12 protein-coding genes and 1 other RNA gene are annotated in these 12618 nt (G+C 72.1%); 6 read left to right on the plus strand and 7 right to left on the minus strand.

The window, feature by feature from the left end:
• Nucleotides 1-18: 18 nt before the first annotated feature.
• Entirely contained in the window at nt 19-753 is a 735-nt protein-coding gene (locus ACZ5WE_RS02885) for a DUF883 C-terminal domain-containing protein (RefSeq protein ID WP_467690690.1), read from the plus strand.
• A 7-nt stretch (nt 754-760) separates the two neighbouring features.
• Here ACZ5WE_RS02885 and ACZ5WE_RS02890 read toward each other — a convergent pair whose 3' ends face one another.
• Entirely contained in the window at nt 761-1255 is a 495-nt protein-coding gene (locus ACZ5WE_RS02890) for a hypothetical protein (RefSeq protein ID WP_467690692.1), read from the minus strand.
• A gap of 181 nt (nt 1256-1436) precedes the next feature.
• Between ACZ5WE_RS02890 and ACZ5WE_RS02895 the strand changes: the two genes are divergently transcribed.
• Nucleotides 1437-2378, plus strand: a complete 942-nt coding sequence (locus ACZ5WE_RS02895) for a glutaminase (RefSeq protein ID WP_467690694.1) — start codon at nt 1437-1439, stop codon at nt 2376-2378.
• Between the two features lie 283 nt (nt 2379-2661).
• On the opposite strand, the gene ACZ5WE_RS02900 is transcribed toward ACZ5WE_RS02895, so the two are convergent.
• Entirely contained in the window at nt 2662-3549 is an 888-nt protein-coding gene (locus ACZ5WE_RS02900; protein WP_467690696.1) for a hypothetical protein, read from the minus strand.
• Between the two features lie 200 nt (nt 3550-3749).
• Nucleotides 3750-4159: RNase P RNA component class A (rnpB, locus tag ACZ5WE_RS02905), an RNA gene on the minus strand.
• 262 nt (nt 4160-4421) lie between these two features.
• Here rnpB and ACZ5WE_RS02910 point away from each other — a divergent pair.
• A complete protein-coding gene (locus ACZ5WE_RS02910) occupies nt 4422-5282 on the plus strand; it encodes a MerR family transcriptional regulator (RefSeq protein WP_467690927.1) in 861 nt (286 codons plus the stop codon).
• Complete coding sequence (locus ACZ5WE_RS02915; protein ID WP_467690698.1) at nt 5279-6118, plus strand: hypothetical protein; 840 nt, start codon at nt 5279-5281, stop codon at nt 6116-6118. Before ACZ5WE_RS02910 ends, ACZ5WE_RS02915 begins: the two co-directional genes overlap by 4 nt.
• Here the strand turns inward: ACZ5WE_RS02915 and ACZ5WE_RS02920 are convergent.
• A complete protein-coding gene (locus tag ACZ5WE_RS02920) occupies nt 6105-7547 on the minus strand; it encodes an RNB domain-containing ribonuclease (RefSeq protein ID WP_467690700.1) in 1443 nt (480 codons plus the stop codon). The genes ACZ5WE_RS02915 and ACZ5WE_RS02920 overlap by 14 nt on opposite strands.
• A 263-nt stretch (nt 7548-7810) precedes the next feature.
• On the opposite strand from ACZ5WE_RS02920, the gene yaaA reads away from it, so the two are divergent.
• Both yaaA and eda read left to right on the plus strand, forming a co-directional pair.
• Nucleotides 7811-8611: a peroxide stress protein YaaA gene (gene yaaA / locus ACZ5WE_RS02925; RefSeq protein ID WP_467690702.1), complete on the plus strand. Its 801-nt coding sequence runs from the start codon at nt 7811-7813 to the stop codon at nt 8609-8611.
• Between the two features lie 136 nt (nt 8612-8747).
• Nucleotides 8748-9386: a bifunctional 4-hydroxy-2-oxoglutarate aldolase/2-dehydro-3-deoxy-phosphogluconate aldolase gene (gene eda, locus ACZ5WE_RS02930; protein ID WP_467690704.1), complete on the plus strand. Its 639-nt coding sequence runs from the start codon at nt 8748-8750 to the stop codon at nt 9384-9386.
• A 319-nt stretch (nt 9387-9705) separates the two neighbouring features.
• On the opposite strand, the gene ACZ5WE_RS02935 is transcribed toward eda, so the two are convergent.
• From ACZ5WE_RS02935 to ACZ5WE_RS02945, 3 genes are read right to left on the minus strand one after another with little or no spacing between them, the layout of a single operon-like run.
• Nucleotides 9706-10950: a bifunctional RNase H/acid phosphatase gene (locus ACZ5WE_RS02935; RefSeq protein WP_467690706.1), complete on the minus strand. Its 1245-nt coding sequence runs from the start codon at nt 10948-10950 to the stop codon at nt 9706-9708.
• A gap of 19 nt (nt 10951-10969) precedes the next feature.
• Entirely contained in the window at nt 10970-11713 is a 744-nt protein-coding gene (locus ACZ5WE_RS02940) for a zinc ribbon domain-containing protein (protein WP_467690928.1), read from the minus strand.
• Nucleotides 11709-12560 carry a Nif3-like dinuclear metal center hexameric protein gene (locus tag ACZ5WE_RS02945; protein WP_467690708.1) on the minus strand — a complete coding sequence of 284 codons (852 nt, stop codon included), beginning with the start codon at nt 12558-12560 and terminating at the stop codon, nt 11709-11711. The genes ACZ5WE_RS02940 and ACZ5WE_RS02945 overlap by 5 nt, the downstream gene beginning before the upstream one ends.
• Nucleotides 12561-12618 lie beyond the last annotated feature (58 nt).

Raw genomic sequence — 12618 nt, forward strand, 5'->3', positions numbered from 1 at the left:
TCGCCTAGCGTCGAGGACATGACCAGCGAAAAGAGCCTCGGCCCCGTCCCGCTCAGCAAGGGCCGGACGACGGTACTCGGTTACCCGCGCGGTGACCTGCTGACCGTACTCATCGGCATGCCGATCCTCGGTCTCCTGCTCGGCATCGGCCTGCCGCCCCTGGCCCGGTGGCTGAGCGACCTGCCGGTGCTGCCCTGGCGGGACGGCATCACGTTCGTCGGCTCGCTGGACAGGCCGTGGCAGACGGCGATCGCGGCGGGCCTGGGCCTGGTCGCCGGGCTTCTCATCGCCGGCACGGAATTCGACGAGACCCTCAAGCTGACGCTGACCGACCAGGAGTTGGTGGCCGATCACCACGAACGGGAGCAGAGCATCGAACGCGCCCGCGTCTCGGCGGTGTTCCTGGACGGCAAGGAACTGGTGGTCCTTGACGAGTCGTCCCGCGAGTTCACGCGCGGCATCCACAAGGCGTCGGCACCGGCCCTGGCCAAGGCCTTTGGCTCGCACGGCTACCCGTGGCGTGATGCCGACCCGCACGCGGCCCTGTTCCACCGCTGGATTCCCGGAGCTCCCGGTCTGCCCGCCGAGGCGCACGCGGTCCTCGCGGCGCGGAAGGTCGCACTGAAGAGCAAGGCGACCCAGGACGCCCGGGACCTCGCCGAGACGATGCAGGGTCTGGGGTACGTCGTACGGGACGAGGGCAGGGACCAGTACTGGCGCCCGTCGACCGGGGAGGCCGACGGGCGCCAGTAACCGACCGTCAGAAGACGAACGGGCCGGGTGCCTGCGCCGATGTGGCGTTGCAGGTGACGCTGATCCCGAGGACCACGACCTGCAGCGACTTGCCCTCCAGGCTGTCGCCGATGGCGACGGTCCCGTCGAGCGGTCCGGTGGACACCTCGCCGCCGGCGGGAATGGCCGGGTTGGAGCTGCCGGTGAAGGTCGCGGTGTCCGATCCGTTCTTGGTGAGCGTGAGCGTCGAGTCGACGGAGTTGGCGGCGATGTCGATGGGTGCGGTGATCGCCGACGTGGAGACGCTGATCGTCGCGGCGGTGCCGTCCTGGGTGGCCTTGAGCGTCGCCGTACCCGAGCCGTACGACCCGCAGTCGAACGAGATGGTCGCGGTGTCCGGGGTGACCGCGGTGGCGGCGGGTGCCATCACCATGGCGCCCACGGCGACCAGTCCGACACCCAGCGCCGACCCGGCACCGAATCTGCGCTGCTGCCTGCCTGTTGCACGAATGCCATGCCTCATGGGGTGCCTGCCTTCAAGTGGGGGGGATGCGGGGGGATTCGGGAAAACTGACGACCAGTCAGCGTCCCGTACCGCATTGAGGCACGGGCCCCTGGAGACAACAAGGGCCACTCCCATGATTGTTGACATGCTACGGCCAATTTCAGCCGCTGACCGCCACCCCGGACAACCGGGTGCAAAAATGGCGATCATGACCTCGCCGACCTCGCCCCAGACCTTTCAGCCGGTCCTCGACCGCATCGCGGCCGAGATCCGGGAGACGCCGGGGCGCGGCAGGCCCGCCGACTACATTCCGGCGCTCGCCGCGTGCGACCCGCGCCGGTTCGGCATGGCCGTCGCGGAGCCGGACGGCACGGTGTACGGGGTGGGTGACTGGCGGCAGCCGTTCTCCGCACAGTCCATCACCAAGGTGTTCACCCTCGCGCTCGACCTGGCACGCGAGGGCGACGCCCTGTGGGAGCACGTGGGCCGCGAGCCTTCCGGCAACCCCTTCAACTCGCTCGTGCAGCTGGAGTACGAGAACGGCATCCCGCGCAATCCCTTCATCAACGCGGGCGCACTCGTCGTCACCGACCGGCTCCAGACCCAGACCGGGGACGCGGCGGGCGCCCTCCTCGACCTGCTGCGCGCGGAGAGCGGAAACGACCGGCTTACCATCAACGAGAACATCGCCGCCTCCGAGTCCACGCACGGCAACCGCAACGCCGCGCTCGGCCATTTCATGGCGTCGTACGGGAACATCGACAACCCGGTCCCTGTCCTGCTTGACCAGTACTTCCGCCAGTGCTCCGTCGAGGCGTCCTGCGCCGACCTCGCCCTGGCCACCGGCTTCCTCGCCCGCTACGGCATCCGCGCGGACGGCACCCGCCTGCTCAGCCGCAGCCAGGCCAAGCAGGTCAACGCGATCATGCTGACCTGCGGGACGTACGACGCGGCGGGCGACTTCGCCTACCGCGTGGGGCTGCCCGGCAAGAGCGGCGTCGGCGGCGGCATCATCGCCGTCGTCCCGGGCCACTGCACACTCTGCGTCTGGAGCCCGGGGCTCGACGAGCGGGGCAACTCGGTCTCGGGAGTGGCGGCGCTGGACCGCTTCACGACCCTGACGGGCCTCTCGGTGTTCTGAGACCCGGGCGCGGGTTGCTCGGGCAGCATGCCGAGCGGCTGACCCGATGAACGCTCGGCACCCTTCAGGGCGATCTCGCCGACGATGTGCGCTGCGGGCTGGATCGACTCGCGCGGCGTGATGTGCGGGGCGTCGGGGGGACGCTGCGGGAGTTCGGTCGTGTCGGCGAACGCTGCCGCCGTCGGCAGAGCGACGGCGGCAAGCGCTGCGACCACGATCGCGACGGCTCGCGGGCGGACGCGGGTGGGCATGATCTTTTCCTCGTGGAGAGCCCGACCCTGGGTCAGGCCGCCGGGACGGGAGCCGGGACGGGAGCCGGGACAGGCGCCGGGACAGTGTCGCCGCCGGGCTTGACCTGGTCGGTGCCGGTGTCCGGCTTGGGCTTCTGCTCGTCGGGCTTCACCGTGTCGGCGGAGGTGTCCGAGTCGGGCTTGGGCTGCGGGTCCGGCTGCACGTCATCGGGGTCCGGGGTGGGCTGCGGGTCGGGCTGCACGTCGTCGTCCGGGGCGGGCTGCGGGTCCTGTGCGTCCTGTCCGCCCTTCTCGAGCCAGGACTTGAGCTGGCCGTCGGGCTGGAGCGCGACGTGCAGGCCGTTGTTCTGGCCGTAGGCAGCGCGCCCGTTCGCGTCGAGGGAGCCGAGCTTGGCGCCGGAGCCGAAGAAGTCGGCCTGGTAGTGGTTGGTGGACAGCTTGTAGATCTTCGCGGTGGAGCCGTCGGCGAGCTTGGGCGAGGCGACCAGAACGCGCTTGTTCGGGTTCGGGTTCGGCTTCGGGTTCGGCTTCGGCTTGGCCTTGTCCATCCAGGAGGTGAGCGAGCCGCCCGGGGTGAGCTTGATGTGCAGACCGTTGTGGTTGGCGTGGGCGTTCTTGCCGTTGGCGACGAGGGTGGCGCCCTTGGGCCCGGAGATGACGGCCTTGGCCTTGTTCTTGCCGAGCTTGTAGACCTTGGCGGTGGAGCCGTCGCGCAGCTTGACCGTCTTGGCCTTCTTCGACTTGTTGGCCTTCTTCGCCTTGTTTGCCTTGCAGTGCGCGACGGACCCGGCACTGACGCTCACGCCGGCCGGCGCCTGGGGGCCGGTGGCGGCAATGGCTCCGGACGCGGCACCGAGGCTGATGCCTGCGGTGGCGACGACGGCGATGGCGGTGGTGCGCAGGGTGCGGGCGGTACGCATGAAGGGGGCCCTCTCGGGTCGGTTCCAGGATGTGTGTCGTCCGCTCGGTCGCGGTGACATCTACGAAGTTACGGATCTCACATCAAAGAACCCCATAGGGGATGTAACGGACACCACGCACATGGGTCGCAAAATACGCACGTCTGGTGACGTTTAACCGCAAAATTCACGGCCGGAGGGAGCCCTCAATGGAAAAGCGGCAGACGAGTCGGGCTGTACGCCGGGTTCTGTCGCCCGGTCGCCTCGCGGCGGCCGGGGAGACGGCCATCCATCTAGGGCCCGCATTGCTGCGGGCCTCGTGCGGTCTACCCGCGGACTCGGGCGGGCAGCCCTCGATCATCCGCGCAGGGTCCTGTCTCCAGGGCCCCTCTTGACCTTGCTCCAGGTGGGGTTTACCTAGCCGCCTGAGTCACCTCAGGCGCTGGTGGTCTCTTACACCACCGTTTCACCCTTACCGGAAGCCGAAGCCTCCGGCGGTCTGTTTTCTGTGGCACTGTCCCGCGGGTCACCCCGGGTGGCCGTTAGCCACCACCTTGCCCTGTGGAGCCCGGACGTTCCTCGGGAAGAGCCCCTGGTGAGGGGAGCTTCACGCGGCCGTCCGCCCGGCTCGTCTGCCGTAGCGACCATGCTACCCGGCGTGTGCGGGGGCCAGCGCCCGCGCTCCCCTCTTCCACGCCGTCGCCAGGTCGGCGTCGTTGTCGCAGGCCCGCATGAGGGGGGCGGCGGCGCGGTCCTCCGGGCCGGGCGGGAGAGCGTGGCGCGGCAGGGGGCGTTCGGTGGCCCCCGGAAGGCCCAGCGCCCGCTTGACCTTGCCGCAGCGTCAACGTTTCTACTGGCCCCATGAACGGGATGCGAACAGCCTCATGAACGGGATGCGGATCGGCGAGCTCGCCGGCATCGTCGGCGTCACCACGCGGGCGATCAGGCACTATCACCACCTCGGGCTGCTGCCCGAGCCCGAGCGGCGGGCCAACGGCTATCGGGAGTACGGGCTGCGGCACGCCGTCGTGCTCGCGCGGATCCGGCGGCTCACCGAGCTGGGACTCGGCCTCGCCGAGGTGCGGGACGTGCTCGCGGACGACGCGGGGCGCGAGCTCGCCGAGGTGCTCGCCGAGCTCGACGCGGACCTCGCGCGTCAGGAGGACGCGATCCGCGAGCGGCGGGCGCGGCTGCGGGTCCTGCTGGACGACGCGGAGCGCGGGGCGCTGTCCGCCGAAGGGCCCGTCTCACCCGAACTGGGCGAATTCTTCGCCGAGTTGGCGCGCTCCACCGCCGACCGCGAGGGGCCGGAGTCCGCGATGGCCGCGAAGGACCGGGAGCTGCTCGCCCTGATCGACACGACAGCACCCCCGGAGGACCGGGGCAAGCTCCTGGCCGCGATGCGCCCCGCGCTGGCCACCCCGGGGGCGGTGGAGCGCGCGCACGAGGTGTACGCACTGCTCGACGCGCTCGCGGACGCCGACCTCGCCGATCCGCGTACGGACGCCGCCGTGGACGAGGCCGCCGGGGCGCTCGCCGGAGCGCTGCCCGACTCCCTCCTGGAGGAGCTGGGCACCGAGGGCGTGCGGGCTGTGGCCGCTGGGGGCAGCAGCGGCAGCGGCAGCGGCAGCGGCAGCGGCAGCGGCAGAAACAACGACCGGTTCCTCGAAGCCTTCTTCTCCGAATTCTCCCCCGCCCAGGCGGAGGCCGTGCGCCGCGCGATGCGGCTGCTCATGGAGCGGGGTGCGCGTTGAGGCGGCTGGCGCGGGGGCTCGCCTGGGTGGTGGTGCCCGTCGAACTCGCCCTTGTCGTCTGCCTGTTGGCGGGGGCCTCGCTCCCCCTGAATGTACTGATCGGTGTGGAGGCCGTCGCTCTGACGCTGCTCGTCGTCGAGGGCGTGGCGCTCGCTGTCGTCTATCGGCGGGGCGGGCGCGCGGCGGTCAGGGAGGTCGTGCCGGTGCCGGTGCGCCGGATCGTCGGGCACGAGCTGCGGGTGCTCGGCAGTCTCGCGCTGTGGATGGTCCGGCGGCGGCACGGCGTGCGAGAGGGGGATCTGGCGTTCGGGCACGCCCGCGACCAGGCGGCTCTGCTGTACGGCCTCGTCTTCGTGTGCGTGGTGGAGACCGTGGGTCTCGCCGTGCTGCTGCGGAGCTGGCCCGTGGTCCATGCGGTGGTGCTCGTCGTGGACGTCTACACCGTGGTCATGATGCTGGGCGTGCACGCCGCCTCCGTGAGTCGCCCGCACGTGCTGTCCGGCGACGCGCTCCGCGTGCGCCACGGCGCCCACTGCGACCTGCGGATACCGCTGGACCGGATCGCCGCCGTGCGTGCCGGGTCACGCTTCACGCATGAGGCCGAGGACGGGGTGCTCAACATCCCCGTGGCCGCGCAGACCTCCCTCACCCTGGAGCTGACGGAGCCCGTCACGGCGGTGGCCTTCCTCGGCGGGCGCCGGCCGGTGACCACGGTGCGGCTGCACGCGGACGAGCCGAAGAAGCTGCTCGACGCCGTCCGGAAGGCCCTCCCGGAAGCGCACGCGCGGACACAGCCCCTCACGCAACCCCTCACGCCGCCCCTCACGCAGGCGTGAACTGCACCTTCGCCGCACCGGGGTCGGCCCGCGTGAGCCGCACCCGCAGCCGCTCCCCCAGCGGAAGACCGCCCGTGCCGCCCTCGATCCGGGCGACGATCGCGGGGTCGGTCAACTGGACGGTGCCGACGGCAGGTTCGCGCTCCTGGACATCCACCACCACCCCGTCGAACAGCTCGCCGACCCGGTCCTTGAGCAGCGCGGCTTCGACGAGGTCCACGCACTCGCGCTCCACGGTGTTGCCGCGCCGCGTCCCGTCCGCCATCTCCTTGGGCAGCTCGGGCAGCGCGGCGAGCACCCACTGCGGCGGTTCGTCCCCGGCGACCGCCGCGAGGCAGAGCTCGGAGGCGTAGCGGTCCACGAGGCGGCGGAGCGGGGCGGTGCAGTGGGCGTAGGGGGCGGCGACGGCCGCGTGCGTGGTGAGGTCGGGGACCTCGCCGCCGCTGAACGCGGTGTAGCCCGCGCCCCGCAGGAGCGTCGTGCACTCCTGCAGGAACGCGGCGTGGTGGGGAAGGCGCGGGTCGAGGGAACGGACGAGCTCGGCGTACGGAACGTGGTGCGGCCAGTCGACCCGCAGGGCTTTCGCGGTGCGCCGGAGCCGCCCGACGGCGCCGTCCGGGGCGGTGGGGAGCGTCCGCAGGATCCCCGCCCCCGACTGGATCATGAGCTCGGCGGCGGCCATGCCGGTGAGGAGGGAGATCTGGGCGTTCCATCCGTCGGCGGGAAGCGGCGCGCGATAGGCGAGTTCGTACGCACCGCCCCGCTCGACGATCTCCTGCTCGGGCACGTTGAGGGAGATGCCTCCCCGCTCGACCTCAAGGCGCTCGCGCAGCCGCCCGATGTCGCCGAGCAGCGCGAGGGCCTCCTCGGCGGTGCCGCCGTCGATGGCCCGCTGCACGCCGTCGTAGTCGAGCTTCGCGCGGCTGCGTACGAGGGCACGGCGCACGTCGGTGGAGACAGTGCCGCCGTCCTCGTCGAGGTCGATCGTCCAGAGCACCGCCGGGCAGTCCTGGCCCGGCAGCAGACTGGCCGCGCCCTCGCTCAGCGAGGTGGGGTGCAGGGGCACCTTCTCGTCGGGGAAGTAGAGGGTGGTGACACGCCGATGAGCTTCCGTGTCGAGTGGCCCGCCCGGCGTGACGTACGCGGCGACGTCGGCGATGGCGTACCGCACCCGGAATCCGCCGCCGTCACGCCGGGACAGGTGCATCGCCTGGTCGAGGTCGACGGAGGTGGGCGGATCGATGGTGAAGAGGGGGATGTCAGTGGCGTCGTACGCGGGCAGCCGTGGAGCGGCGACGGCCCGCTCCGCATCGGCGAGCACGTCCCCGGGGAAGCCCGCGGGAACCTCCAACTTCATACGCAGCTCACGCAGCACGCCCCGCAACGGAGCCTCGGCTGCGCCGGTCACGCGGAGATGGCGACGGGGCATGGGACGAGCGTAGGCGGGGAGAGCGGGGGCGGCATGGTGGAGGGGGCGGCATGGTGGAGGGGCGGGGCTCTCGCCGCGGGGTAATCGGGTGGGCGGGTGGGAGACCCGCCCAGGAGCGGCGGAGGTGAGCATCGCCGCCGGGTGCGCAGGTGGCACCGCGCCCACCTCGCCCGCCTCGCCCGCCGCAGGCGCCCCGCAGCCCCCGGAGGCGATTACCCTGGCGCGGGGCCGCATCCCCTCCCGTAACCCTCCGAAGGAGACCCATGCTCGTCCTGCTGCCGCCCTCCGAAGGCAAGGCGCCCTCCGGTCGTGGCACCCCTCTGAAGCCGGAGTCGCTCTCCCTGCCGGCGCTCGCGGACGCGCGGCAGGCCGTGCTCGACGAGCTGGTCGACCTCTGCGTGGCGGACGAGGAGAAGGCCCGTGACGTACTCGGTCTGAGCGAGGGCCTGCGCGGCGAGGTAGCGAAGAACACCGAGCTCCGCACGGCGGGCGCGCGCCCCGCGGGCGAGATCTACACGGGCGTTCTGTACGACGCGCTGGACCTCGCCACGCTGGACGCCGCGGCCAAGCGCCGCGCGGCCCGCTCGCTCCTGGTGTTCTCCGGACTGTGGGGCGCCGTCGGCATCACCGACCGCATCCCCTCCTACCGCTGCTCGATGGGCGTGAAGCTGCCGGGCCTCGGCGCACTCGGCGCCTACTGGCGTACGCCGATGGCCTCCGCGATGCCCGAAGCCGCGGGCGACGGGCTTGTGCTCGACCTGCGCTCGTCGGCGTACACGGCCGCGTGGAAGCCGAAGGGCGAGGTCGCGGACCGGACGGCGACGGTGCGCGTGCTGCACGCGCAGATGGTCGACGGAGTCGAGAAGCGTTCCGTCGTGTCGCACTTCAACAAGGCGACCAAGGGCCGGATCGTGCGGTCTCTGCTCGAGACCGGTGCCCGGCCGAAGAACCCCGCCGAACTCGTCGAGGCGCTGCGGGACCTCGGGCACGTGGTCGAGGCACAGGCTCCCTCGAAGGCGGGCAAGGCGTGGGCGCTGGATGTCGTGGTGCGGGAGATCCACTGATCGCGCTGATCGCGCACCCCCACAGTTATCTCGTATCTCGTATCTCGCACTCCGCAGTTATCGCCACCCCACGCACGGATTGCAGCATGTGCAACACCCTTTGCGCATGCTGCGTCGGCCGGGGCAGGATACTCCCATGACTTCCCCCTCCGCCGCGGCCTCCGCCTCCGTGCTCGATCTCGCCCCCGTCGTTCCCGTAGTCGTCGTGGAGGACCTCGCCGACGCCGTGCCGCTGGCGCGCGCGCTGGTCGCGGGCGGGCTGCCCGCGATCGAGGTGACGCTGCGGACGCCCGCCGCGCTCGACGCGATCCGGGCCATCGCGGCGGAGGTACCGGACGCGGTGGTCGGCGCGGGCACCGTCATCTCGCCCCAGGGCGTCGCGGAGTCCGTCGACGCCGGGGCCCGCTTCCTGGTCAGCCCGGGGTGGACCGACACACTGCTGGCCGCGATGAAGGCGTCCGGGGTGCCGTTCCTGCCGGGAGTCTCGACGACGTCCGAGGTGGTTGCGCTCCTGGAACGCGGGGTGCACGAGATGAAGTTCTTCCCGGCGGAGGCCGCCGGCGGTACGGCTTACCTCACGTCGCTCGGCGGGCCGCTGCCGCAGGCCCGCTTCTGCCCGACGGGCGGCATCGGCCTCGCCTCCGCGCCGTCGTACCTCGCGCTGAAGAACGTCGGCTGCGTGGGCGGCAGTTGGATGCTTCCCGCCGACGCGGTCTCGGCGAAGGACTGGCCCCGGATCGAGGCCTTGGCCCGCGAGGCGGCGTCCCTTCGCTGAACCGCCCGGGGGACCTTGTGCGCGTACACGCCCGCGGGCCGGTGGGGGCCGATCGCGCAGTTCCCCGCGCCCCTGAGGATCCCTGCGGGTGCTTCGTGGCCGATCGCGTCCCTGCGCTGACACCTGCGGGTATCTCCTGGTTGCGCGCGCCGTTCCTGGCGCCCCTGGCGGGGCCCCGTCGCACCGCGCCCGAAGGGGCGCGGGGAACTGCGCGCTCAGCCCCCACTCACCCGCAGAGGGAACACGACGGCATGCCCCCAGGGGCGGGGAACTGCGCGGCCAGCCCCCACCCACCCGCAGGGAACTCCGCGCCGAAGCCCTACCGCAGGTGCGATGTGTCGTTCAGTAGGCGTACCGACGCGTTGCCGTCCCCGTAGTACGCCACCGCCGACACCGACGCCGCCGAGAGTTCCATGCGGAACAGGGACTCCGGTGGGGCGCCGAGGGCGAGGCGGACCAGCGTCTTGATCGGCGTGACGTGCGTGACCAGGAGGACCGTGCGGCCCGCGTACTCCGCGGCCAGGCGGTCCCGTGCCGCCGAGACCCGCTGGGCCACCGCGGCGAAGGACTCCCCGCCGGGGGGCGCCGCGTCCGGCGACGCGAGCCAGGCGTTCAGCTCCTCGGGCTGCCGCGAGCGCACCTCGCCGAAGGTGAGGCCCTCCCAGGCCCCGAAGTCCGTCTCGCGCAGCCCCTCGTCGGTGCGCACGTCGAGGCCGAGGCGGGCGGCGACGGCCTGCGCGGTCTCCTGGCAGCGTTTCAGCGGCGAGGAGACGATCGCCTGGATCGTGCCACGCGCGGCGAACGCCGCCGCCGCACGCTCGGCCTGCTCCCGCCCCACGTCGGAGAGGGACGGATCGGACCCGCCGCTGCCGGAGAACCGCTTCTGGGGCGTCAGCGCGGTCTCGCCGTGCCGCAGCAGTACGAAGGTCGCGGGCGTGCCCAGGTCAGCGGGCGCCGCCCAGCCGACGGGCGGCACCTGCACTGCCTGGGCCTGGGGCTGGGCCGCGTTCCCCGCGGCGCGCACATCCGCGAGCGCGGCCCGCGCCTTCGCCGCCCCGGCCGCCGCGTCACCCGCAGGGCCCACAGGCTCAAGAGCCGACCGCGCCGCACGCGCGTCCAGCTCCGCCGTCGAGTCCGCCGCCGACCACCGCTCGCCCCGCTTGCCCGCGTCCATCGCCTCGTTGGCGAGCCGGTCCGCGTGCTTGTTCTTCTCGCGCGGGATCCACTCGTACGTGACCTGGGCAGGCGGGAAGACCCGAGCCGCCTCGGCGGCCAGCGGCTTCATGCCCGGGTGCTTGATCTTCCAGCGGCCCGACATCTGCTCGACGACGAGCTTGGAGTCCATGCGGACGTGGACCGATGCGGCCGGGTCGAGTTCGTGGGCCGCCTTCAGGCCGGCCACGAGCCCCTTGTACTCGGCGACGTTGTTCGTCGCGACGCCGATGTACTGAGCGGCCTCCCGCAGGGTCTCCCCCGTCGCCGCGTCGATGACGACCGAGCCGTAGCCCGCGGGCCCCGGGTTGCCCCGCGACCCGCCGTCCGCCTCGACGATGAACTCCCGCACGGGCAAGGCTCCCTGGACCCTAGAGGCCGGACTCGGACGTGCGGACCAGGATGCGGCGGCAGTTCTCGCACCGCAGGACCGTCTCCGGGGACGCCGCCTTCACCTCGTTCACCTCGGTGATGTTCAGCTCCAGGCGGCAGCCCTCGCAGCGGCGCTGGTAGAGCTTGGCCGCGCCGACGCCGCCCTGCTGGTCGCGCAGCTTGTCGTAGAGCTTGAGCAGGTCGGCAGGGACCGAACCCGCCACGACCTCGCGCTCCTTGGTGACCGTGGCGGCCTCGCCGTCGATCTCCTCGAAGGCGGTGTCACGCCGGGCCGTCGCGTCGTCGATCTTCGCCTGGACCGAGGAGACACGTTCCGCCAGCTCGGAGACGCGCTCCTGGGCGGACTCACGGCGCTCCATGACCTCGAGGACGACGTCCTCCAGATCACCCTGGCGCTTGGCGAGGGAAGCGATCTCGCGCTGGAGGTTCTCCAGGTCCTTGGGGGACGTCACGGCGCCCGAGTCCAGGCGCTGCTGGTCGCGGTTGGCGCGCTGGCGCACCTGGTCGACGTCCTGCTCCGCCTTGGTCTGCTCGCGGGCGCAGTCGCTCTCCTCGGTCGTCGAGGCGACGTGCAGATCGCGCAGCTGCGCGATGTCCTTGTTCAGCGACTCGATCTCGGCGTGCTCGGGCAGGGACTTCTTCCGGTGCGCCAGCTGCTGGAGGCGTACGTCGAGTGCCTGGACGTCGAGGAGTCGGATCTGGTCGGCGGGCGCGGCGTTAATTGGGGGCTCCTGTTGTGTCGGTATTCGAGGCCGCGTGGGCGGTCCAGGGGTCGGTGACCGTCTTGGAGACGTGGACGCGAAGTCCCCATCCGTGACGGTCGGAGATCTGATCGAGCTGCGCCGCGGCCAGCTCGCACCACGGCCACTCGGTGGCCCAGTGCGCGGCGTCGAGAAGCGCCAGCGGAGTCTGTGCGCGGGCCTCGGACACCGGGTGGTGGCGCAGGTCCGCGGTGAGGAAGGCGTCCACGCCCGACGCGCGTACGTCGTCGAAGAGGCTGTCGCCGGAGCCGCCGCTGACCGCGAGGGCGCGGACGATCTGCTCGGGGTCGCCCGCGACGCGGATGCCCTGCGCGGTGGCGGGCAGCCGCTCGGCCGCACGGGCGGCGAGTTCGCGGAGCGTCAGGGGGTGTTCGAGTTCGCAGATCCGGCCGAGGCCCCGGCGGCCGTGCGCGTCGGCCGGGTCCGGCACGAGGGGACGGACGATCCTGAGGTCGAGCGCGCCGGCGAGGGCGTCGGAGACACCCGGGTCGGCGCGGTCCGCGTTCGTGTGCGCGACGTGCAGCGCCACGTCGTTCTTGATGAGGTCGTGGACGACGCGGCCCTTGAAGGTGCCGGCCGAGACCGTCGTCGTACCGCGCAGATAGAGCGGGTGGTGCGTGACCAGGAGCTGGGCGCCCAGCTTCACCGCTTCGTCGACGATCTCCTGGACGGGGTCGACGGCGAACAGGACCCGGGAGACCTCCGCGTCGGGGTCGCCGCAGACCGTGCCGACCGCATCCCAGCTCTCGGCCAGTTCGGCGGGCCACAGGACGTCGAGGGCGGCGATGACTTCAGACAGACGGGGCACGGAGAAAGGCTACCTTCCCCGCGTGCCCCGCAGGTCGTGCGTCACGGACCGCTACCGA

It is taken from the genome of Streptomyces sp. NPDC033180 (assembly GCF_055577645.1).

What these genes read in the sequence shown, in the direction of transcription:
- ACZ5WE_RS02885 (WP_467690690.1), top strand. Translation starts at nt 19, where the DNA reads ATGACCAGCGAAAAGAGCCTCGGCCCCGTCCCGCTCAGCAAGGGCCGG.
- ACZ5WE_RS02890 (WP_467690692.1), bottom strand. Translation starts at nt 1,255, where the DNA reads ATGAGGCATGGCATTCGTGCAACAGGCAGGCAGCAGCGCAGATTCGGT.
- ACZ5WE_RS02895 (WP_467690694.1), top strand. Translation starts at nt 1,437, where the DNA reads ATGGCGATCATGACCTCGCCGACCTCGCCCCAGACCTTTCAGCCGGTC.
- ACZ5WE_RS02900 (WP_467690696.1), bottom strand. Translation starts at nt 3,549, where the DNA reads ATGCGTACCGCCCGCACCCTGCGCACCACCGCCATCGCCGTCGTCGCC.
- ACZ5WE_RS02910 (WP_467690927.1), top strand. Translation starts at nt 4,422, where the DNA reads ATGCGGATCGGCGAGCTCGCCGGCATCGTCGGCGTCACCACGCGGGCG.
- ACZ5WE_RS02920 (WP_467690700.1), bottom strand. Translation starts at nt 7,547, where the DNA reads ATGCCCCGTCGCCATCTCCGCGTGACCGGCGCAGCCGAGGCTCCGTTG.
- yaaA (WP_467690702.1), top strand. Translation starts at nt 7,811, where the DNA reads ATGCTCGTCCTGCTGCCGCCCTCCGAAGGCAAGGCGCCCTCCGGTCGT.
- eda (WP_467690704.1), top strand. Translation starts at nt 8,748, where the DNA reads ATGACTTCCCCCTCCGCCGCGGCCTCCGCCTCCGTGCTCGATCTCGCC.